Origin of the sequence: Cryobacterium sp. 10C3 (assembly GCF_034314285.1) — a bacterium.
In the GTDB taxonomy this organism is placed as follows: Bacteria; Actinomycetota; Actinomycetes; order Actinomycetales; family Microbacteriaceae; genus Cryobacterium; species Cryobacterium glucosi.
The window spans coordinates 371466-393101 of record NZ_JAVIWF010000002.1 but is presented as its reverse complement, the minus strand read 5'-3'; the positions used below and the strand labels follow the sequence as shown (position 1 = coordinate 393101).

Below are 21636 nucleotides of genomic sequence, written 5' to 3'. Positions count from 1 at the left end.
GGAAAGGGGCAGACCGTTAGTAACGGACGGGTCTCATTTCGAGCCGCTCATTAGTTGTCCATTAGCCAGTTCAGCCTGTTCTCTAGTTGTTTCGCGTCCAGAGGACTGGTCACGCGAAGGGCACGCCCGAAAGCGCGTCGCCGCAGTGCGTCTTGGAAGCATTCGATGCTGGGATGCAGCCACGCGCCTCGACCGGGCAGAGTGGCGGTTTGATCCACCACGAGTTCCGAGTCTCGGGCTACGAACCTCTGTAAAGAGGCACGCGGAGCGCGCGAACGGCATCCAATGCACGTTCTAACGGGTTCCATCGTACCCCCTATTCCGTGTCCTCCAGGATGCTGTCCGGCTGGATGTCGATTTTGGCACCCGTCAGCTTGGCGGCCAGACGGGCATTCTGGCCCTCCTTGCCGATCGCGAGCGAGAGCTGGTAGTCGGGAACGAGGGCGCGAACGGCCTTGATCGACTGGTCGATCACGTAGGCGCTCGTCACCTTAGCCGGCGACAGGGCGCTCGCGACGAACGTCGCGAGGTCCGGCGAGTAGTCGACGATGTCGATCTTCTCGTTGTTGAGCTCAGCCGTCACGGCCCGGACGCGCTGGCCAAGTTCGCCGATGCAGGCGCCCTTGGCGTTGACGCCGGGCTCGGTCGCGCGCACGGCCATCTTGGTGCGGTGGCCGGCCTCGCGGGCGAGGGAGACGATCTCGACGACACCGCTCGCGATCTCGGGGACCTCGAGGGCGAACAGGCGCCGGACGAGGGACGGGTGGGTGCGCGACACGGTGATCTGCGGCCCCTTGAGGCCCTTGCCGACGGCCGTGACGTAGACCCGGATCCGGGCTCCGTGCACGTAGGTCTCGCCGGGGACCTGTTCTTCCGGCGGAAGGATCGCTTCGATCGTGCCGAGGTCGACGTGGATCATCCGCGGGTTCGGGCCCTGCTGGATGACGCCGGCGACGATCTCGCCCTCGCGTCCCTTGAATTCTCCGAGCACCGCGTCATCGGCCAGGTCGCGGAGACGCTGGTTGATGACCTGCTTCGCGGCGAAGGCCGCGATCCGGCCGAAGTCGGTCGGGTTGTTGATCGCTTCGCCGATGACGTTGCCGTCGTCGTCGAGCTCTGGTACAAAAATGTCGACATGGCCGGACTTGCGGTCGAGGACGACACGCGCTTCCGGCTCTTCTTCGACGGCCTGCTTCGTTGTCTCACCCTGGTGGGTGTGCTTGACGTATGCCGTCAAGATCGCCTGCTCGATGATCTGCACGAGTTCCTCGAAGGGAATCTCTTTCTCGCGCTCCAACTGCCGCAACACGCTGAGGTCGATGTCCATGGCCGGCCTCCTCTATTCAGATTCTGCCGCCGCGAAACTGCGCAGCGGGCTGGTATCTACGGTACCCGACGGAACAGGCGCCCGTCACCCCGAAGGGGACGGGCGCCTGTTCCAGACGGACTTTCTGGGCGGTTCTCAGGCGAAGTGCGTCCCGAGGTTGTCCACAGCGCACTGGGTGCGCTCTCCCGTGCTGCGATCCCACAGCTCGACGATGCCGTCGACGGCTCCGCGTCCGACGATCACGATCTGCGGAACCCCGATCAGTTCGGCGTCGCCGAACTTGACGCCGGGCGAGACCTTGCGGCGGTCGTCGTAGATGACGTCCCGCCCGGTCGCCTCGAGGGTCGCGGCCACCGCGGCGGCGGTCTCGAAGACGATCTCGTCGCGCCCTGCTGCGATCACGTGCACGTCGAACGGGGCGACCGACACCGGCCAGATCAGGCCCTTCGGATCGTTGTTGAGCTCCGCGAGGAGGGCGAGGATGCGGGTGACCCCGATCCCGTACGAACCCATCGTGACCGTGACGAGCTTTCCGTTCTCGTCGAGGACCTTGAGTCCGAGCGCTTCCGCGTACTTCCGGCCGAGCTGGAAGACGTGGCCGATCTCGACGCCGCGGGCGAGCTCGACAGGGCCGGAGCCGTCGGGCGCCGGGTCGCCGGCGCGAACGTTCGCGACCTCCGCGGTTCCGTCGGCGGCGAAGTCGCGCCCGGCGACGAGGCCGAAGACGTGGCGGCCGTTCTCGTTCGCTCCGGTGATCCACGCGGTGCCGTCGACGACGCGGGGGTCGACGAGATAACGGATGCCGGTGGCCGATTTCTCGCCGAGCACTGCACCGGCCAGGGCCCACGGTCCGATGTAGCCCGTGACGAGACCCGGGTGCTTGGCGAGGTCGCCTGCGTTCGCCGCTTCGACCTCTGCGGGGGCGAAGGCGACCTCGGCGCGCTTGAGGTCGACGTCGCGGTCACCCGGAACGCCGACGATGACGAGGTCGCGGGTGCCGTCGAGGTTGGTCAGGGCGAGCACGATGTTCTTGAGGGTGTCCGCTGCGGTCCACTCCCTGCCGTCGGTGCGCGGGTGGTTCGCGTTCGCGCTGTCGACGAGGGTCTGGATGGTCGGGGTGTCCGGGGTGTCGTGCACCTCGGCGGCCGGAAGCGCCGTCCAGTCGATGACGGGAGGGACCAGGGTCGTGAATGCCTCGACGTTGGCTGCGTACCCGCCGGCCGAACGCACGAAGGTGTCTTCGCCGATGGGGGTGGGGTGCAGGAACTCTTCGCTCCGGGATCCGCCCATCGCGCCGGCATCCGCCTTGACGATGACGTACTCGAGGCCGAGACGGGTGAAGATGCGCTCGTAGGCGTCGCGCTGGGCCTGGTAGCTCAGGTCGAGGCCGGCGTCGGTGTAGTCGAAGGAGTACGCGTCCTTCATCGTGAACTCGCGGCCGCGGAGGAGGCCGGCGCGGGGACGGGCCTCGTCGCGGTACTTGTCCTGGATCTGGTAGATCGACAGGGGCAGGTCCTTGTAGCTGTTGTAGAGGTCCTTGACGAGCAGCGTGAAGACCTCCTCGTGGGTCGGCGCGAGCAGGAGGTCGCTTCCCTTGCGGTCCTGGAGGCGGAAGAGGCCCTCGCCGTACTCGTCCCAGCGGCCGGTGACCTCGTAGGGTTCGCGCGGGAGCAGGGCGGGGAAGTGCACCTCGAAGGCGCCGGCCTCGGCCATCTCCTCGCGGACGATGGTCTCGATCTTGTTCTTGACGCGGAGGCCGATCGGGAGCCAGGCGAAGATGCCGGGGGCCTGGCGGCGGATGTAACCGGCCCGGACGAGGAGTCGGTGACTGGTGACCTCGGCATCCGAGGGGTCTTCGCGAAGGGTACGGAGGAAATAAGACGACAGACGTGTAGGCACCCCCTACTTTACGGCGCGCGCCGGACACGACTGTTGCCGTTGCGGACAACCGTGGCCGGCAGAGCAGGCTCAGTTGTCCGCAACGGCAACAGTTTCCGCGGGAATGCGGCGGTTGCGGCGGGTCGCGCTACCGCGAGATGGTGACCACGGGGGCGCCGAGGGAGTCCTCGGACGGCGGCATCTCTGCGGCGAGGCGGTTGGCCTCCTCGATCAGGGTCGCGACGATCTCGGACTCCGGCACGGTCTTGATGACCTCGCCGCGCACGAAGATCTGGCCCTTGCCGTTGCCGGATGCGACGCCGAGGTCGGCGTCGCGGGCCTCGCCCGGTCCGTTGACGACGCAGCCCATCACGGCGACGCGCAAAGGAACGGTCATGCCCTCGAGGCCGTCGGTGACGTCGTTCGCGAGCTTGTAGACATCCACCTGGGCGCGGCCGCAACTCGGGCAGGAGACGATCTCGAGCTTGCGTTCGCGGAGGTTGAGCGACTGGAGGATCTGCAGGCCGACCTTGACCTCTTCGGCGGGAGGGGCGCTGAGCGACACGCGGATGGTGTCGCCGATGCCCTCGCCGAGCAGGATGCCGAAGGCCGTCGCGCTCTTGATGGTGCCCTGGAAGGAGGGGCCGGCCTCGGTGACACCCAGGTGCAGGGGCCAGTCGCCGCGCTCGGCGAGGAGGCGGTACGCCTTGACCATGATCACGGGGTCGTTGTGCTTGACCGAGATCTTGAAGTCGTGGAAGTCGTGTTCCTCGAAGAGGCTCGCCTCCCAGACGGCGCTCTCGACGAGCGCCTCAGGGGTGGCCTTGCCGTACTTCTGCATGATGCTCGGCTCGAGGGAGCCGGCGTTGACGCCGATCCGGATCGAGACGCCGGCGGCCTTGGCCGCCGCCGCGATCTTGCCGACCTGGTCGTCGAACTTGCGGATGTTGCCCGGGTTGACCCGCACGCCGGCGCAGCCCGCGTCGATCGCCGCGAACACGTAACTCGGCTGGAAGTGGATGTCCGCGATCACGGGGATCTGGCTCTTCTTCGCGATGATCGGCAGGGCCTCTGCGTCGTCACGGCTCGGGACGGCGACACGCACGATATCGCATCCGCTCGCCGTGAGTTCGGCGATCTGCTGCAGGGTGCCGTTGATGTTGGTGGTCGGGGTCGTCGTCATCGACTGGACGCTCACACGGGCGTCACCGCCGACGAGGACCTTGCCGACCTTGATCTGCCGGCTCTTGCGCCGGGGGGCGAGGATTTCAGGTACTTTGGGCATTCCCAAATTGATTGCAGCCACGCGAATATCTTAGGTGCCCTGACTGGGCGGATGCCCGGCCCAGGCGATTTCCGCACCGGGCCGGCCGTTGCGCGCCGGCTCCGCCGCTACGCGACAGGCGTGCCTGCAGCAAAGCGGCGCAAGTGGCGCGCTCGCCCGGAGGAGCCGGGAACCGGTCGCGCCGCTACTGGGGCGGGAGTGGGGCGCCGGGAGTGGGGTCCGCGCGGTTGGCGCGGAGCACCTCGAGGCGGGCCCGATACTCGACCTCGTCGATGTCGCCCTGGGCGAAGCGCTCGGCGAGGGTCTTCTCGGCGCTGCGGGTGCCGTCGGCCTGCCCGGCCTGGGCCGCCTGCCACGCCTGCCAGCCGGGGTGGCCGGAGAATCCGGGTCCGCCGTGACGACGCCAGCGCCTGCTGAGGATCGCGAACAGGGCGACCACGAGGAGCAGGCCGAAGAAGGGGATCAGGAAGAACAACCAGACCGGCCCGCCGCCCCAGCCGGGGCCGTAGCCCATATGGGTGGCGAACCCGGTGAGAACCGCTGTCGAAAGCATGGTGAGTCCAATCTGTGTGAGGACCCCCTGCGGGGCCTCGGTGGGGAAGAACCGATGATCCGATTCTTTCCGGCCCCGCTCGCCGGGGCATCCGCCTGGAGGAGGCACTTGGACTACTCCCCCGGGTGCAGGTCACCAGCCGTCGCTGACGAGGCCCGTCTCGTAGGCAAGGATCACGAGTTGCACACGGTCGCGCGCGGCGAGCTTCGACATGATCCGCGACACGTGCGTCTTCGCGGTGAGCGGGCTCAGGAACAGCCGAACGCCGATTTCGGTGTTCGTGAGCCCCCGGCCGACGAGCGCGAGCACCTCGCGCTCCCGGTCCGTGAGCACGGCCAGCGCCGCCGGATCGCTCGGGCGCCGCAGCCCGGTCTCGAGCCGGGTGAGCAGTCGCCGGGTCACGCCGGGCGAAAGCAGCGCGTCCCCCGCCGCCGCGACGCGCACGGCCCGGATCAGTTCGGTCGGTTCGGTGTCCTTGACGAGGAAGCCGCTCGCGCCCGCCCGGATCGCCTGGACGACGTACTCGTCAAGCTCGAAGGTCGTCACGATCACGATGTGCGTTCCCCCGAGCTCGGGGTTGCCGACGATCTGCTCTGTCGCCCAGAGGCCGTCGCCGCCGGGCATCCGGATGTCCATCAGCACGACGTCTGGCCGGAGCCGGGTGACCTGCTCGACGGCTTCCGTCCCCGTCGCGGCGTCTGCGACGACCTCGAGATCCGGTTCGGACTCGAGCAGCGAACGGAAGCCGGCCCGGATCAGCTGCTGGTCGTCTGCGATCACGACGCGGATCACCGGCTCCTCCGCAGGGGCAGGCGCGCCTCGACGAGGAACCCGCCCGGCGAGGGTCGTTCGACCCGCAGGCTCCCGCCGAGGAGTTCCGCACGTTCGCGCATACCGAGCAGGCCGCCGCCGGGAACGATGGCCGGGTCGAGCGGCTCTGTCGAGCCCTCGTCGGTCACGGTGAGCACGGCGTCACCGTCGTCGAGGTCGAGCCGGACGGTCGCGGAGAGCGTCTGCGAGTGCCGCAGCACGTTGGTGAGTGCCTCCTGGCAGATCCGGTAGAGCGCGAGCTGGGTGGCGGCGGTCGTGGCCTCCGTCACGGGCGCCAGTTGCCCGACCAGCTCGACGTGCAGCCCCTGGGCGCTGTACGAGTCGATCAGGGCGGGAAGCCGGGACAGGTCGGGCTCGGGGGTGAGCGGCACGGCTCCCCCGGCACGCTCACCGGTCTCCCCTCGGCGTCCGCGCGCAGGATGCCGAGCACCGTGCGCACCTCGTCGAGCGCGTTCTTGCTCGTGAGCTTGATGTTCGCGAGGGCCTCTGCCGCCTTGGCGGGCTGGCTGTCGATGAGGTGCAGCCCGACTCCGGCCTGCACGTTGATCAGGGACAGCGAATGTGCGAGCACGTCGTGGAGTTCGCGCGCGATGCGCACCCGCTCGCGCTGTTCCGCGGACTGGCGGCGGGCATCCGCTCGGCGGCGCAGCTCGCGCATCTGCTCGCGCCGGGTGCGTACCGTCTCTCCGATCGCGCAGAGCACGGCGAGGGCGACGGTCGTGAGCGCGACACGGGCGGGCTGAAGCGGCACTCCGAGCGTCCCGGCGAGCGCGATCGTCGCCGTCCAGGCCACGGCGACGGATGCGTAGACCCAGACCCGCGCGCCGCGCACGATCCCGAGCACGATCGCGAAACCCAGGGCGACGTAGGGCAGGCCGACGTCCGGGCGGAGCAGGATGAGCGCGCCGGCCGCCGCAGCGCACACGGCTGCGACAGGGCCAGGGAAACGGCGTGCGCCGAGGAGGGCGATCGGGCCGATCAGGGCGAGGGCGACCGCGAGGAACCAGCCGGGCCGGGGCGCGCCGAGCTCACCACCGAGGTCGTGGCCGGCATGGCCGAAGTCGCGGCCGTAGCGGGCGAGCAGCACGGTGGCGGGCACCTGGACCAGGAACGAGAAGATCGCGGGGAAGAGCACGCGGCCCGCGCGGGGCATCCGGCTGCCTGGGCCGCCGGGAAGAGAGCGCTCATGGGCGAACCACGGCGCGTCGGTATCCCAGTGTGGCGGCATATTCCGATGCTACGTGCCGGAACGACCCACGGCATCCGCCCCCGGGAGTACGTGCCCGTGCGCGTTCAGGCCCTGGGCGGCCCCTGTGTGTGACCGTTCCGGTCGGGAGTGACCCGCGGAAAGGTCACTCTCGACCGGAAAGGTGCCGGGCTCAGCCGAAGAGGTTGATCGGCTTGACGATGTCGGCGTAGATGAGCAGGAGGCTCATGCCGCCGAGCAGGATGACGACCGCGAAGGTGAGCGGCATCAGCCTGGCCATGTCGACGGGGCCGGGATCCTTGCGCTTGAAGAGCTTCGCGACCCGGCGGCGCAGGCCCTCCCAGAGTGCGCCGGCGACGTGGCCTCCGTCGAGCGGCATCAGCGGGATCAGGTTGAACACGAAGAGGGCAACGTTGAGGGAGGCGAGCAGGCCGATCAGGCTCGCGGCCTTGCTCGCGACGGGGATGGTGTTGATGCTCGCGATCTCGCCGGCGACGCGGCCGACCCCGACGACGCTGATCGGACCGTTCGGGTCGCGCTCGCCGGGACCGAACGCGGCGTTGACGATGTCGACCATCCGCTGCGGGAGGTTCAGGATCATGTGCACGACGGCGCCGACGTTGTCGCCGACGGCGGGCAGCACGGCCGTGGCGGGCTGCTGGACGAGTTCGCCTGCCGGGCCGATGCCGACGAAGCCGACTTCCTGCGTGATGGCCTTACCGTCGGCATCCGTGGTGACCTTCCCCGCGGCGTCGAGAACGTACCGTTCGGTCAGTTTGGGGGTGATCGTGAGAGTCACGTCGGTTCCGGCGCGGTCGACGACGACGGCGAGCGGGGTGCCGGGCGAGCTGCGGATGATCCCGGTCGACTGGTCCCAGCTCGTGATCGCGGTGCCACCGATGCTCACGAGGCGATCGCCGGGCTGCAGGCCCGCCGCCGCGCCCGGGGACTTCTCGTCGGTCGCGGCACAGGTCGTCTGGGTGCTCGTCGCGGGGAGCACGCACGCGGACACACTGCCGACCGTTGTGCTCGCCTGCGCGGTGCCGAAGCCCATCAGGAGGACCGCGAAGAGCACGACCGCGATCAGCAGGTTCATGGTGGGCCCGCCGAGCATGATGATGATGCGCTTCCACACCGCCAGGCGGTAGAAGGCGCGGTGTTCCTCGCCGGCGCCGATCGTGTCGGCGCTCGACTGCCGGGCATCTTCGACAAGGCTCGTCAGGGCCCCCGGCTTCTTCGCGCTCGGGTCCTGGGCTGTCGGGTCCTGGGCAGGAGCGCCTTCCTGCACAAGCTGGTTGAAGAAGCCCGTGCTGTTCGGGTGCGGCTTCTCCCCGGGTTTCGCGGGCGGGAACATGCCGATCATCGAGATATAGCCACCGAGGGGCATGGCCTTCACGCCGTATTCCGTCTCGCCCTTGCGGCGCGACCAGAGCGTGGGGCCGAAGCCGATCATGTACTGGGTGACCTTGACGCCGAACGCCTTCGCCGGCAGCAGGTGGCCGATTTCGTGCAGGCCGATGGACAGGGCGAGTCCGACGACGACGATCACGACGCCCAATATGTACAGCAGCACGGTTTCCACAGTCGTAGATTACCCACCCGAAGCTGACAGGCCGCTGGCGGTTCGCTATGCGGGGTGTGGTTTGCTTGGGGGTACCGAACCCGAATGGAGTTTCCCCTGCCTTCGCTTTCCTCCGGCGGTCCCCGCCCCGTTGACGGCCTCATCGGCGTCAGCCTCGCTGACCGCTTCCGGATCGACCGCCTGATCGGCGTCGGCGGGATGGCCGTCGTCTATGAGGCGACCGACCTCGCCCTCGGACGCACCGTCGCGGTCAAGCTCTTCCGGCTCGACACGACGGACGACGCGGGTTCGGAACGGCAGAGCGGCGAAGTCGCCGTGCTGGCGAGCCTCAACCACTTCGCCCTCGTCACGCTCTTCGACGCAGGCACCGCGGTCGTCGACGGGACCGCGCGCACCTTCATCGTGATGGAGCTCGTCGACGGAACCGACCTCCGAACGAGGATCGCCGCCGGCCCGATGCCGCGCTCGGAGGTCGCAACGCTCGGCGCAGACCTCGCCGAAGCGCTGCACTACGTGCACGAACGCGGGATCATCCACCGCGACATCAAGCCGGCGAACGTGCTGCTCGCCGCCTCCGGGTTCCCCGGACGCGCGTCGCACGCCAAGCTCGCCGACTTCGGCATCGCCCGCCTCGTCGACGCGACCCGCCTCACGGCGACCGGCACCTTCCTCGGCACGGCCGGCTATCTCAGCCCCGAACAGGCGCTCGGCACGACGATCGGAGCGCCGAGCGACGTCTACTCGCTCGGTCTCGTGCTGCTCGAATGCCTCACCGGCGAGCGGGCATACCCGGGAACGGCGATCGAGTCCGCGATGGCGCGGTTGCAGCGCGACCCGGAGATCTCCCCGACCTTCGGTCGGGCCTGGGCAGACGTGCTCGGCGGCATGACCCGCCGCGAACCGGACGAGCGGCTCAGACCGGCGGATGCCGCGGTGCGGCTGCGACTGCTGGCGCAGTCCGAGGCGGCGGCGGAAACCATCGCGGGAACGACGGAGGCGACAGTGTCACCCGATGCCGGCGCGACGACGGAGGCGTACACCCCGGCGAGCGTCCTCCCGGCGGCGGATGCCCCGACGCAGGCGCTGGACCCGACGGCGGCCTATGCGGCGACACGCGCCTTCGCGCCGGCGGATACCCCGACCCGGGTCCTTCCCGGCGAGTCCACCGTCTTCGCCAGTGCCGGGTTCACTGCCGAGACGGTTTCCTTCGGTGCTGGGGAGCCACGACAGGCGGCCGGGGCGCCGGCCGCATCCGCTCGCCCACCCCGGTCGACGGCCTGGCCTCGCGTGCTCACAGGCAGGACCGGTCTCGCCGTGCTCGCCGTCGCTGCGGTCGCCCTGATCACGATCGTCGTGCTCGGCTTCACGCTGCGCCCCGCTGCGCAGGCGGATGCCCCGGCCGGTCCGTCCACGAGCACCACGGCATACCCCGACGTCGCCGGAACCCTCGGCGACCACCTGCGACAGCTCCAGGAAAGCGTGGCACCGTGAGCATCGGCATGCGCACCAGGACCGGCACCGGCGCCAACGGCATCCGCGGCCGCCTCGCCGCGCTCGTGGGCGGCGCACTGCTCGTGGCCGCCGCCCTCACGGGGTGCGCCTCCGACAGCTCCCCCGTTCAGCCGTCGACGGCGACCCAGTTGCAGTCCGGCGTGCTCTCGGTGACGGAGGCCGCTGCGGCAGGCGACTACCCGGGCGCCTCTGCCGCCCTCGACGCCGTGCAGGCCGACCTGCTCACGGCGGCCGCGACCGGCCAGGTCACGGGGACCCGCGCGACAGAGATCCAGGCTGCGATCGACAGTGTGACCGCAGACCTCGCCGCGCTCGAGGAGGCGGCCAGGCTCAGTTCCGCTCCTCCGTCCGCCGTCCCGGTCCCGGCTCCTTCCGTTGACAGCGGCAACGACAAGGGCAACGGTAAGAAGGACAAGTGCAATCCGAAAAAGGACAACTGCGACGGGTGACCCTCGTCATGGGCCGGAAGGACATATGACTCACCATCTTGTAGTCGGGGCCGGTCTGATCGGCCGTCCCGTCGCCGAACGGCTCGCGGCGCGCGGGGACACCGTCACGATCGCGACGCGCTCAGGCTCAGCAGCGGCCGGCGCGACCCCGCTGGTACTCGACGCGAGCGACCCGGACGCTTTCTCCGCCGCGGCGGCAGGGGCCTCGACGATCTTCCTCTGCACGAACCCGCCATACACGGACTGGGCCGCGCAGTGGCCGCCGATCATCGGCGCGGCGATCACAGCCGCCGCGGCGAGTGGCGCCTCCCTCGTTGTGATGGGGAACCTCTACCCCTACGGCACACCGCGCGGCGCGATGACCGAGCACACGCCGGAGACGACGACCGAGCGCAAGGGCCTGGTTCGCAGGGAGGGGTGGCGCCGGGTGCGTGCGGCGCACGAGGCCGGGCAGATCCGGGCGGTCGAGGTGCGCGCGAGCGACTACTTCGGGCCGGGAGCGACCGGTACCGCGCACCTCGGCACGGACTTCTTCACCGCGATCCTGGCTTCGAAGACCGCGCGCGTCGTGGGCAGGCCCGAGCTCCCGCACAGCTGGAGCTACCTGCCCGACATCGTTTCGACCCTGATCGCCGCCGCGGACTACGCCGGGGACTGGGGCCGGATCTGGCACGTGCCGAGTGCGTCGGCCAGCCGCGTGGAGATCGCGGCCGAGCTGAACGAACGCTACGACTGCGCGGGCTCGGTCTCCGGCTACCCACAGTGGGTGCTGCGCAGCATCGGCCTGGCCAACCCCCTGATGCGCGAGGTCTACACCTCGAGCTACCAGTTCACGTCGCCGTTCATCATCGACTCTGCGGAGACCGAACGCGAGCTCGGCGTCGTCGCGACCCCGTGGCTCGACGCGCTCACCACGACGGCGGACAGCTACCGCGCCTGACCGCTCAGCCGCCCCAGTTCTGAGCTGGGGCGACGAACGTCGTGACGACGGCCGGCGCGGTCCCCACCCGTACCCGCACCGAATACGTCATCTCCTCGCCGCTCGCGCCCGTCGCGACGCTCCTTTCCTCGAATGTTGCGTCGTATGCCGTGCCTCCAGTGACATCGACAGGCGTCAGAACACCCGGGGCGCGCGCGTCGACGTCGGCCTTGGTCTGGCCGACCCGCACACCGGCAGCCGTGGTTATCGAGAGACCTCCGGATGACGGCCCGTCGACCTGCGCGTACCAGTCGAACTGCCACGCCGACTCGACCGTGGTGACAGGGTCGGTAAGCGTGATCCCTTCCCAGCTGTAGGACGTGCCCGGGTCCGACTCCGCAACGTGGGCGGACGGCGCCACGACGGGCTGGGTCCCGGTCGCTGCAACGAGGATAGCCACGGCCTTCGCGATGGGTTCCGTGTAGTCGACAGAACCTCGCGGCACGCCCGCGGCATCGACGACCTCGAGCCGGTCAGAATGCACGACGATGGTGGTCGGATCGGACGCAGGGTCGGCCATCGGCGTCCTCGTCGGCGCGGTCGCGGCATCCGTCGCCGCAGTCGACGGGGAGACCGACGGCACGGCGGCCGGCAGGCTCGCCCCGTCCGCACCGACGCACGCCGTCAGCATCAAGGCGAGAATGCCACAGAGCATGGCCGCCGGAACGGCGCGTTTCACACAGATCTTGATCGCCACGCCGTTGTCCCCCATTGCCGTTGTGATCTCACAGTATCCGCTGAATAGGATTCTGACCGGACGTTTTGGGTTGGCGGGGCGCCGGAGCGGGCTACGCCGAGAGGAGCTTGTCTGCGGCGGCGCGCGCCCAGGTCTCTGCTGCCGCGAGGGACTCCCGGGTGAGCGGGCCGTCCTGCTCGTGGGTCTCGACGACCCGCTGGATGGTGTCCACGATGTCGAGGAATCCGATCCTGCCGGCGTGGAACGCGGCGACGGCCTGCTCATTGGCCGCGTTGAACACGGCCGGGTATGTGCCACCGGCACGGCCGACCTGCTTCGCGAGCGCGACGGCCGGGAACGCAACGGTGTCGAGCGGTTCGAAGGTCCAGGTCTGCGGCTTCGTCCAATCGAGGGGAACACCGACGGCGGCGACCCGGTTCGGCCAGTCGAGGCCGAGCGAGATCGGCAGGCGCATGTCGGGCGGCGACGCCTGGGCGATCGTCGAGCCGTCGATGAACTCGACCATCGAGTGCACGATCGACTGCGGGTGCACGGCGACGTCAATGTCTTCGTAGGCGACATCGAAAAGCAGGTGAGCCTCGATGATCTCGAGGCCCTTGTTCACGAGGGTCGACGAGTTCGTCGTGACGACGAGCCCCATGTCCCAGGTCGGGTGCGCGAGCGCCTGGGCGGGGGTGACGGCCCGCATCTCCTCGCGGGTGCGGCCCCGGAACGGGCCACCGGATGCCGTCAGCACGAGCCGGGACACCTCACGTGCCGTCCCCGAGCGCAACGCCTGCGCGATCGCGGAATGCTCAGAGTCGACCGGCACGATCTGCCCGGGTGCGGCGAGCGCCGTGACGAGGTCGCCGCCCACGATGAGGGATTCCTTGTTCGCGAGGGCGAGGGTGCGCCCGGCCCTGAGCGCCGCGAGGGTCGGACCGAGCCCCACGGAGCCCGTGATGCCGTTGAGCACGACGTCGGCGTCGACATCCGTCACGAGCTGTTCGGATTCGTCGGCGCCGAGCGCGGTGTCGTCGACCTGGAATTCCTCGGCCTGTTGCGCGAGCATCTCCCGGTTGGCGCCTGCCGAGAGTCCGACCACTTCGAACCGGGTGGGATTCGCCCGGATCACATCGAGGGCCTGGGTTCCGATCGAGCCGGTGGACCCGAGAATTACTACTCGTCTGCGCATTCCCTCATGCTAGCTTTCGTGGTACCGGGTGTCACGGCGGTAGGGTCGAGCAGTGACCGGAGCCAAGGACGAACCCCAGGAACCCCTTATCCAGGAGCCCGACGAGGTCGCGGAGACCGCCTCGGATCTCCCCAGGACCCGTCGTCCCGGATTCGTCTACTACCTGAGTTACGGCGTCATGGCGCCGATCGCCCGGATCATCTTCCGGCCCGTCATCACGGGGACCGAGAACATCCCCCGCTCCGGCCGGGTCATCATCGCGAGCAACCACCTCTCCTTCATCGACAGCATGGTCATCCCGCTCGTGACGCCGCGTCGGGTGCAGTACCTTGCGAAGTCGACGTACTTCACCGGGACGGGAATCAAGGGCTATCTCACCCGAACCTGGTTCGAGTCGATCGGTGCTGTCGGGATCGAACGCGGCGCGGGCCAGGCCGCACAGGACGCGCTCGACGCGGGCCGCAGCATCCTCGAGTCGGACAGCGCCTTCGCCATCTATCCAGAGGGCACCCGCTCCCTCGACGGACGGCTCTACAAGGGGCGCACCGGCGTCGCCTGGCTCGCCCTCACGACGGGTGCCGTCGTCGTGCCGGTCGGCCTGATCGGCACCCAGGAGATCCAGCCCGTCGGCACCCGGATCCCGCGCGTGCGGAAGATCACCGTGAACTTCGGCGAACCGATCGACGTGAGCCGCCACGGGCCCGCGACCTCAGGCCGGGCCAGGCGCCAGGCCACCGACGAGATCATGGCCGCGATCCACCAGCTCTCCGGCCAGGAGCTCGCCGGGCGGTACAACGAATCACCCCGCCCCGGGCTGCACGGGCTCGCAGACAAGGTCTTCCCGCGAGAACGCGTCTAGCCGGGTTCAGCAGCTACCGGCGCGCGGAAACACCGGGGAAATCGCCGCAAACTAAGCTGGACCCATGTCTGCTTCGTACTCGGTCCCCCAAAAACGTAAACTCGTCACCGCCCTGCCGGGCCCCAAGTCCATTGAACTGCAGGAACGCCGGGTCAACTCGGTGTCCCGCGGAGCCGGCACGCTCGTCAACATCTACATGGACCACGGAGCCGGCGCGATCCTCGTCGACGTCGACGGCAACCAGATCATCGACATGGGCTGCGGCATCGGAGTCACCACGATCGGGCACGCGAACGCCGAGGTCGCGGAGGCCGCTGCCGCGCAGGCCGCGAAGCTGACCCACACCCTCTTCACCGTCACGCCGTACGAGAACTACGTCGCCGTCGCCGAAAAGCTCGCCGAGATCACCCCCGGTGACTTCCCGAAGAAGTCGATCCTGGTCAACACCGGTGCCGAGGCCGTCGAGAACGCGGTCAAGATCGCCCGCAAGTTCACCGGGCGCCGCGCCATCGTCGCGCTCGACCATGCCTTCCACGGCCGCACCAACCTGACCATGACGATGACGTACCGGCCCTGGCCGGAACGCGCCGGCATGGGCCCGTTCCCCGGCGAGATCTACAGCGTCCCGACGAGTTACCCGTACCGCGACGGCCTGACCGGCGAGGAAGCCGCCGAGAAGACGATCGACTACATCACGACCCACATCGGCGCCACCGAGATCGCGGCGTTCTTCGTCGAGCCGATCCAGGGCGATGGCGGCATCGTCATCCCCGCCCCCGGCTACTTCAAGCGGATCAGCGAGTTCTGCACCGAGAACGGCATCGTCTTCGTCTCCGACGAGATCCAGGCCGGCATCGCCCGCACCGGCGTCTGGTACGCGATCGAGCACCACGGCGTCGTCCCTGACCTCGTCACCACGGCAAAGGGCATCGCGGGCGGCTTCCCGCTCGCCGCCGTCACCGGTCGCGCCGACATCATGGATGCCGTCCAGCCCGGCGGCATCGGCGGAACCTTCGGCGGCAACCCGGTTTCGACCGCGGCAGCGCTCAAGGTGCTCGAGATCATCGAACGCGACGACCTGCTCGGCGAAGCCAGGCGCGTCGAGAAGGCCCTCTGGGCCCGCATCGGCGACTGGGCCGAGAAGTTCTCCGTCGTCGGCGAGGTGCGCGGCAAGGGCGCCATGTTCGGCGTCGAGCTGGTGCACCCCGGAACGACCACGCCGTACCCCGAGGCGCTCACCGCGATCCTCAAGCACGCGACCTCGCACGGCGTGATCGTGCTCGATGCCGGCAGCTGGGACTCCGTGCTGCGGATCATGCCCTCCGTCGTCATCTCCGAGGAACTCATCGACGACGCGGCATCCGTCATCGAGGAAACCCTCCGCGCCCTCTCCGGCGTGTGAACCTCGCCCGTTCCCTGGCCCGAGGGTCAGGGAACGGCGACGGTTTCGGGTTCGTGGCGCACCGGGAAGTTCACGGAAGCTGCGATGAAGCACTCCCGGGCCGCCTCGGCGTGCAGCGAGTGAGCGAGCTCCACCTGGCCGGGATCGGCCACGGTGACCCGCGGACGCAGCATAGCCTCGGTGAAGTGACCGCCGCCATCCCTCGTCTGTACCATCGTGCCGGTCGCGTCGTCGGTGTAGCCGACCACGACGACACCGTTCCGCGCGGCCACGTGCAGGTAGGACAGCATGTGGCACTGGCTCAGGGCCGCGAGCAGTAGTTCCTCGGGGTTCCAGCGGTCGGCATCACCGTGGAACGTTCGGTCAGACGACCCCTCGAGCGGATGCTTGCCCTCCGCCGAAACCACATGGTCGCGACCGTACGCCCGGTAGTCGCTCGTTCCCGTTCCGCGGTTGCCCGTCCAGGCCACCCGCACGTCGTAGTGGTGCTCGATTTTCATTCCCCGATTCTCTCAGGGCGCTACCCCAACCGGGAAACGACACTGGGTAAACTGGACGCATCATGACTGACACGCTGACGCCCTCGACCCCCACGTCCACTGCTCCCTCGGTCACGCAGGAGCGACGCATCGTCACGGCCGTCCCGGGCCCGCGTTCGGTCGAACTGCAGAAGCGCCGCCTCGCGACGGTGTCCGGCGGCGTCGGCTCCGCTCTCCCGGTGTACATCGTGAAGGCCCACGGTGCCATCGTCGTCGACGTCGACGGCAACCAGTTCATCGACCTCGGCGCCGGCATCGGCGTCACGACGATCGGCCACACCGAGGCGAGCGTCGTCGCCGCCGCGGTCGGGCAGGCAGAGGACTTCATCCACACCCTCTTCACGGTCACGCCGTACGAGGAATACGTGCGCGTCTGCGAGCTCCTCGCCGAGCACACCCCTGGTGATTTCGCCAAGAAGTCGGTGCTGATCAACTCGGGTGCAGAAGCCGTGGAGAACGGCGTGAAGATCGCCCGCAAGTTCACCGGCCGCCGCGCCGTCGCCGTGCTCGACCACGCGTACCACGGCCGCACCGTGCTCACGATGGCGATGAACTACAAGGCCATGCCGTATGCGACCGGCTACGGCCCGCTCGCGAGCGACGTCTACCACGTGCCGAGCTCCTACCCCTATCACGACGGCCTCAGCGGGGCGGATGCCGCGGCACGCACGATCGCCTACCTCGACAAGGTCATCGGCGCGTCCGACCTGGCCTGCCTCGTGGTCGAACCGATCCAGGGCGAAGGCGGCTTCATGGTCGCCGCAGAGGGGTACTTCACCGCCCTGCAGGAGTGGTGCACCGCCAACGGCGTCGTCATGATCGCCGACGAGATCCAGAGCGGCATGGCCCGCACCGGCGCCTACTACGCGAGCGAGCACTTCGGCTGGGTCCCCGACCTCGTGCTGACGGCCAAGGGCATCGCCGGCGGCTTCCCCTCGCGGCGGTCACGGGACGCGCCGAGATCATGGACGCTTCCCAGACCGGCGGCCTCGGCGGCACCTTCGGCGGCAACCCGGTCTCCTGCGCAGCCGCGATCGCCGTCTTCGAGGCCATCGAGAAGAACAACCTCCTCGCGGAGGGACAGCGGATCGAGAAGACCCTTCGTGCGGGCCTCGGGAAGCTGAAGGACAAGTACGACATCATCGGGGACATCCGTGGTCGTGGCGCGATGATCGCGATCGAGCTCGTGCAGCCGGGCACCGGGGCGACGACCAAGGTCGCCAACGCCGCCGCGGTCAACTCGATCGCCGCATACGCCGCCCAGCACGGCGTTCTGCTGCTGACAGCGGGCACCTACGGCAACGTGCTCCGCTTCCTGCCGAGCCTTGCCGTCACCGACGTCCTGCTCCTCGATGCCCTCTCGGTCATCGACGACGCGATCGCCGCGCTCTAGTGTCGTTCGCGGACACAATCGGGCACACCCAGCTCCCGCACCCCGTGCAGACCTTCGCCGTGACGGATGCCGTCGAACTCGCCGTCGTCGAACGCAGCGGCTTCGTCGAATCGAGGCATGCCGGTTCCGCCGTCGTGCTCACGGCTGAGGGCGCTGTGCTCCGCTCCCTCGGCGACGTGACGAGTCCGGTCTTCCCGCGCTCGTCGATGAAGCCGTTCCAGGCCGTCGCCGTGATGGCGAGCGGCGTCACCCTGCGCGGCGAGGACGCCGCGATCGCGACGGCGAGCCACACCGGCACCCAGCGGCACGCCGACCTCGTGCGCGGCCTGCTCTCCCGGGCCGGAATCCCGGAGACCGCGCTCGCGTGCCCGCCGGCCTGGCCGATCGACCACGCCACCCGCGACGCGCTCGTGCGCCTCGGCGCCGGCCAGGCCCCCATCTACATGGAGTGCTCGGGCAAGCACGCGGCGATGCTCGTGGCGTGCGTGCAGAACGAGTGGCCGCTGACCGGGTATCTCGAGCCGGAGCATCCGCTGCAGAAACGCATTCTCGATGTCGTCGAACGCTTCACCGGCGAACGCCCGGCCGCCTCGGGTGTCGACGGCTGCGGCGCGCCCGTGCACGCGCTCTCCCTCGCCGGGCTGGCGCGCGGTATCGGCCGGATCGCCTCGTCCAAGTCGAACTCGCCGTTCGCGATCTACCGCGAGGCCGGCTTCCTCTCCGAGGCCGTTCGCCAGAACGGCTGGGTCGTCGCGGGCCCCGGCAAGTCGGACACCCTCGTGATCGATCGGCTCGGCCTGTTCGTGAAGGGCGGCGCTGAAGGCATCATGGTCGCGGCCGCCCCGAACGGAACGACGGTCGCCCTCAAGATCCTGGACGGCAGCCTGCGCGCGGCGACGCTCGTGGCGCTCAACCTGCTCGCCGACGCCGGCGCGATCGCACACACGGATGTCGAGGCGCTGCTCCCCGACCTCGGCCTCGCCGTGTACGGCGGCGGCCACCCGGTCGGGCGCATTCACGCGAGCTACCGCTGACGACTCACCCACTACCCCTGCCGGGCGAGCCGTTTCGCCCGTGCCGCGGAGGACACCTGCGCGGTGACGACGACGACGAGCGCGAAGATGAAGACGGCGGAGGCGATCACGTTCGCCTCGGCCGGGATGCCGCGGGCCGCTGAGATGTAGATGTACTTCGGGAAGGTCGTCACCGCGCCCGAGTTGAAGTTCGTGATGATGAAGTCGTCGAAGCTCAGCGCAAAGGACAGCAGGGCGGCGGCGAGGATGCCGGGGACCAGCAGCGGGAGCGTCACCCTGAGGAAGACCTGGGTCGACGAGCCGTAGAGGTCCCGCCCGGCCTCCTCGAGCGCGGGGTCGAGGCTCGCGACGCGGGCCTTGACGGTCACGACGACGAAGCTGATGCAGAACATCGTGTGCGCGAGGATGATCGTGGTCATGTCCTTGGCGACGCCGAGCGACAGGAACTGCGCGGCCAGTCCCGCGCCGAGCACGACCTCGGGGGTGGCCATCGGCAGGAACAGCAGGAGACTCGTCGCCGAGCGGAACCGGAACCGGTAGCGCACGATGGCGATCGCGATCATGGTGCCCATCACGGTCGCAAGCACGGTCGCGACCGAGCCGATCACGAGGCTGTTTCCGAACGCCTCGCAGACCGCGCCGTTCTGCACGGCGCAGACGTTGAGCCACTTGTCGAAGGTGAACCCGCGCCAGGTGATGTTCGACTTCAGCGAATCGTTGAACGAGAAGACGAACGTGTAGGCGATCGGAACCATCAGGAACAGCAGGGCGAGGGCGGAGTAGACCGGCAGCAGCCATCTGCCGAGGGAGATTTTCACAGCAGTTCCTCCGTGCCCGCGCGCTTGACGTAGATTCCGACGATCACGAGAATCACGCTCATCAGGATGATCGAGAGCGCCGCGGCCGCCGGGTAGTTCAACAGGACCAGGAAGTTGGCCTCGATCACGTTGCCGATCATCTGGCTGTCCGGTCCGCCCAGGAAGTCGCGACTCGCGTTGACATAGTCGCCGGCGGCGGGGATGAAGGTCAGCAGGGTGCCCGCGACGATCCCTGGCATCGACAATGGAATCGTCACCTTGCGGAACACCTCGAACGGGTGCGCGTACAGGTCGCTCGCCGCCTCGAGGTAGCGCAGGTCGAGCCGCTCCAGAGTCGTGTAGAGCGGAAGTGTCATGAACGGGATGAAATTGTAGGTCAACCCGAAGATGACGGCGATCGGGGTCCCGGTGAGGTGGGCATCCGGTGCCAGCAGCGAGACGGCCTTGAGGCTCGTCACGACGAAGGACTCGTCGGAGAGGAGCTGCTTCCAGGCCAGGGTGCGCAGCAGGAAGCTGATGAAGAACGGGGCGATCACGAGCACGAGCATCAGGCTCTGCAGCAGCGGCCAGCGCCGCGCGGTCACACCGATGAAGTACGCGAGCGGGTAGCTGAACAGCAGGGCGAGCACCGTCGCGGCGAGGGCGAAGGCGAAGGACCGCACGATGTGCGGCCAGTAATCGGTGACGACGTCGACGTAGTTCTGCCAGTTGAACGCGTAGGTGTACTGGCCGATGTCCCCGAATTCCGCAGGGGCCTGGAACGAGGTGATCAGGAGCGAGACGAGCGGGGTCAGGAAGAACAGAACGAGATAGAGGATGCCGGGCAACAGCAACAGGATGGCGACCCGGCTGCGTCGCCGCGGGGCCGGGTCTGCCTGCGCAGTCGTGGTGGCGAAGGCCGCGAACGCCACTAGGCCTCCTCGAGCTCCGTGACGAGGGACTCGCGGCGCTGCGCCGCGATGCTCCGGGTGTCGGTGTCCGCGGCGAACCGGGGCCCGGCTCCCGGAACGGGTTCGTCTTCGAGGCCGAAGCCGTGCTCGACGTGCCAGTCGAGCCAGACCTCGTCGCCGACATCCGCCACCGGGCCGAAGGCCATGTTCTGGGCGAAGACGATCAGGGTGCCGATGTACGGCACGGCGACGAGATACTGGGTGCTCACGCCGCTGAATGACACGTCGATCACCCGGCCGGGACCCATGACATTGCGGTCGGCGGCCTCGACGGGCGCCTTGCGATGCAGCCACATCTTCTCCGGCCGGACGCCGATCGTGACCTCGCCGGCGTGGCGGTGCGCCCGGTCGGCGGGGACCAGTACCCGGTGCCCGGCGATGTCGACGGTGATCGAGGTGCTCGTGCTGCCGATGACGGGCCCGGTGAAGAGGTTCGACTGGCCGAGGAAGTTCGCGACGAACGCCGTCTTCGGCAGCTCGTAGAGCAGCTCGGGCGCGCCCATCTGTTCGATCCGGCCCTTGTTCATCACCGCGATGGTGTCGGCCATGGTCATGGCCTCCTCCTGGTCGTGGGTGACATGCAGGAAGGTGAGGCCGACTTCCTCCTGGATGGTTTTGAGTTCGAGCTGCATCTGGCGGCGCAGCTTGAGGTCGAGGGCGCCGAGCGGTTCGTCGAGCAACAGGAGTGCCGGCTTGTTCACGATCGCCCTGGCGAGGGCGACCCGCTGCTGCTGCCCGCCGGACAGCTGCTGCGGCTTGCGCGCGGCGAGGTGGTCGAGCTCGACGAGCCGGAGCGCCTCGTGCGCCTTGCCGACCGGGTCGGCGATCTTCCGGCGGCGGAGTCCGAAGGCGACGTTTTCGAGGACCGTCATGTTGCGGGAACAGCGCATAGCTCTGGAACACCGTGTTGACCGGGCGCTGGAAGGCCTTCTGCTGCGTGACATCCGCCCCGCCGATCAGGATGCTGCCGGCGGTCGGCTCCTCGAGGCCGGCGACGAGCCGGAGCGTCGTGGTCTTGCCACAGCCGGACGGGCCGAGCAGGGCGAAGAAGGAGCCGGCCGGGATCGAGAGATCGAGGTGTTCGATGGCCGTGAAGCCGGGGAAACGCTTCTGGATTCCGACCAGTTCGAGGTCGGCACCCGAATCGGCGAAGGTGCCGGATGCCAC

Annotated in this window: 20 protein-coding genes and 2 pseudogenes; 7 read left to right on the top strand and 15 right to left on the bottom strand. The window is 68.8% G+C overall.

The window, feature by feature from the left end; genetic code table 11:
• Nucleotides 1–50 precede the first annotated feature (50 nt).
• The 9 genes from RGU41_RS02380 to RGU41_RS02340 form a co-directional block, all read right to left on the bottom strand.
• Nucleotides 51–308, bottom strand: a complete 258-nt coding sequence (locus RGU41_RS02380; protein ID WP_134445863.1) for a YlxR family protein — start codon at nt 306–308, stop codon at nt 51–53.
• Between the two features lie 8 nt (nt 309–316).
• The gene (gene nusA / locus RGU41_RS02375) at nt 317–1327 is read right to left on the bottom strand and encodes a transcription termination factor NusA (protein WP_134445864.1); all 1011 of its coding nucleotides are present in this window, start codon (nt 1325–1327) and stop codon (nt 317–319) included.
• Between the two features lie 135 nt (nt 1328–1462).
• Complete coding sequence (locus RGU41_RS02370; RefSeq protein WP_322135425.1) at nt 1463–3226, bottom strand: proline--tRNA ligase; 1764 nt, start codon at nt 3224–3226, stop codon at nt 1463–1465.
• Nucleotides 3227–3353: 127 nt separating this feature from the next.
• The gene (gene ispG / locus RGU41_RS02365; protein WP_174774622.1) at nt 3354–4511 is read right to left on the bottom strand and encodes a flavodoxin-dependent (E)-4-hydroxy-3-methylbut-2-enyl-diphosphate synthase; all 1158 of its coding nucleotides are present in this window, start codon (nt 4509–4511) and stop codon (nt 3354–3356) included.
• Between the two features lie 163 nt (nt 4512–4674).
• The gene (locus RGU41_RS02360; protein ID WP_322135424.1) at nt 4675–5043 is read right to left on the bottom strand and encodes a hypothetical protein; all 369 of its coding nucleotides are present in this window, start codon (nt 5041–5043) and stop codon (nt 4675–4677) included.
• A 132-nt stretch (nt 5044–5175) separates the two neighbouring features.
• Nucleotides 5176–5835 (bottom strand): response regulator, encoded by a 660-nt coding sequence (locus RGU41_RS02355; protein ID WP_134561517.1) that lies wholly within the window; start codon nt 5833–5835, stop codon nt 5176–5178.
• Nucleotides 5832–6245 carry a sensor histidine kinase gene (locus RGU41_RS02350; RefSeq protein ID WP_322135423.1) on the bottom strand — a complete coding sequence of 138 codons (414 nt, stop codon included), beginning with the start codon at nt 6243–6245 and terminating at the stop codon, nt 5832–5834. Before RGU41_RS02350 ends, RGU41_RS02355 begins: the two co-directional genes overlap by 4 nt.
• Nucleotides 6200–7102, bottom strand: coding sequence for a histidine kinase dimerization/phosphoacceptor domain-containing protein (locus tag RGU41_RS02345; RefSeq protein ID WP_322135422.1), 903 nt, complete (start codon nt 7100–7102; stop codon nt 6200–6202). Before RGU41_RS02345 ends, RGU41_RS02350 begins: the two co-directional genes overlap by 46 nt.
• Nucleotides 7103–7253: 151 nt before the next feature.
• Nucleotides 7254–8663 carry an RIP metalloprotease gene (locus RGU41_RS02340; RefSeq protein ID WP_322135421.1) on the bottom strand — a complete coding sequence of 470 codons (1410 nt, stop codon included), beginning with the start codon at nt 8661–8663 and terminating at the stop codon, nt 7254–7256.
• A gap of 84 nt (nt 8664–8747) precedes the next feature.
• Between RGU41_RS02340 and RGU41_RS02335 the strand changes: the two genes are divergently transcribed.
• The 3 genes from RGU41_RS02335 to RGU41_RS02325 are packed head-to-tail and all read left to right on the top strand — an operon-like array spanning nt 8748 to nt 11564.
• Complete coding sequence (locus RGU41_RS02335; RefSeq protein WP_134445867.1) at nt 8748–10154, top strand: serine/threonine-protein kinase; 1407 nt, start codon at nt 8748–8750, stop codon at nt 10152–10154.
• Nucleotides 10151–10624: a hypothetical protein gene (locus RGU41_RS02330; RefSeq protein ID WP_134559506.1), complete on the top strand. Its 474-nt coding sequence runs from the start codon at nt 10151–10153 to the stop codon at nt 10622–10624. Before RGU41_RS02335 ends, RGU41_RS02330 begins: the two co-directional genes overlap by 4 nt.
• A 25-nt stretch (nt 10625–10649) precedes the next feature.
• Nucleotides 10650–11564: an NAD-dependent epimerase/dehydratase family protein gene (locus tag RGU41_RS02325; RefSeq protein ID WP_322135420.1), complete on the top strand. Its 915-nt coding sequence runs from the start codon at nt 10650–10652 to the stop codon at nt 11562–11564.
• Between the two features lie 4 nt (nt 11565–11568).
• Here the strand turns inward: RGU41_RS02325 and RGU41_RS02320 are convergent, their stop codons facing one another.
• Nucleotides 11569–12315: a hypothetical protein gene (locus tag RGU41_RS02320; RefSeq protein ID WP_322135419.1), complete on the bottom strand. Its 747-nt coding sequence runs from the start codon at nt 12313–12315 to the stop codon at nt 11569–11571.
• 76 nt (nt 12316–12391) lie between these two features.
• Complete coding sequence (gene dxr, locus RGU41_RS02315) at nt 12392–13474, bottom strand: 1-deoxy-D-xylulose-5-phosphate reductoisomerase (RefSeq protein WP_322135418.1); 1083 nt, start codon at nt 13472–13474, stop codon at nt 12392–12394.
• 52 nt (nt 13475–13526) lie between these two features.
• Here dxr and RGU41_RS02310 point away from each other — a divergent pair, with 52 nt between their 5' ends.
• Entirely contained in the window at nt 13527–14333 is an 807-nt protein-coding gene (locus RGU41_RS02310) for a lysophospholipid acyltransferase family protein (RefSeq protein WP_370294610.1), read from the top strand.
• Between the two features lie 64 nt (nt 14334–14397).
• A complete protein-coding gene (locus RGU41_RS02305) occupies nt 14398–15735 on the top strand; it encodes an aminotransferase class III-fold pyridoxal phosphate-dependent enzyme (RefSeq protein ID WP_134445871.1) in 1338 nt (445 codons plus the stop codon).
• Between the two features lie 26 nt (nt 15736–15761).
• On the opposite strand, the gene RGU41_RS02300 is transcribed toward RGU41_RS02305, so the two are convergent.
• Nucleotides 15762–16235, bottom strand: coding sequence for an OsmC family protein (locus RGU41_RS02300; protein ID WP_134445872.1), 474 nt, complete (start codon nt 16233–16235; stop codon nt 15762–15764).
• Between the two features lie 62 nt (nt 16236–16297).
• Here RGU41_RS02300 and gabT point away from each other — a divergent pair.
• Together gabT and RGU41_RS02290 are read left to right on the top strand one after the other, a co-directional pair.
• A pseudogene (gene gabT / locus RGU41_RS02295) lies at nt 16298–17667 on the top strand (4-aminobutyrate--2-oxoglutarate transaminase).
• Nucleotides 17667–18701 (top strand): asparaginase, encoded by a 1035-nt coding sequence (locus RGU41_RS02290; RefSeq protein ID WP_241975397.1) that lies wholly within the window; start codon nt 17667–17669, stop codon nt 18699–18701. Before gabT ends, RGU41_RS02290 begins: the two are co-directional and overlap by 1 nt.
• Nucleotides 18702–18712: 11 nt before the next feature.
• Here the strand turns inward: RGU41_RS02290 and RGU41_RS02285 are convergent, their stop codons facing one another.
• From RGU41_RS02285 to RGU41_RS20690, 3 genes and pseudogenes are all read right to left on the bottom strand, one after another.
• Nucleotides 18713–19519, bottom strand: coding sequence for an ABC transporter permease (locus RGU41_RS02285; RefSeq protein ID WP_174774623.1), 807 nt, complete (start codon nt 19517–19519; stop codon nt 18713–18715).
• Entirely contained in the window at nt 19516–20430 is a 915-nt protein-coding gene (locus tag RGU41_RS02280) for an ABC transporter permease (RefSeq protein WP_134445874.1), read from the bottom strand. The genes RGU41_RS02285 and RGU41_RS02280 overlap by 4 nt, the downstream gene beginning before the upstream one ends.
• A pseudogene (locus RGU41_RS20690) lies at nt 20430–21636 on the bottom strand (ABC transporter ATP-binding protein). Before RGU41_RS20690 ends, RGU41_RS02280 begins: the two are co-directional and overlap by 1 nt.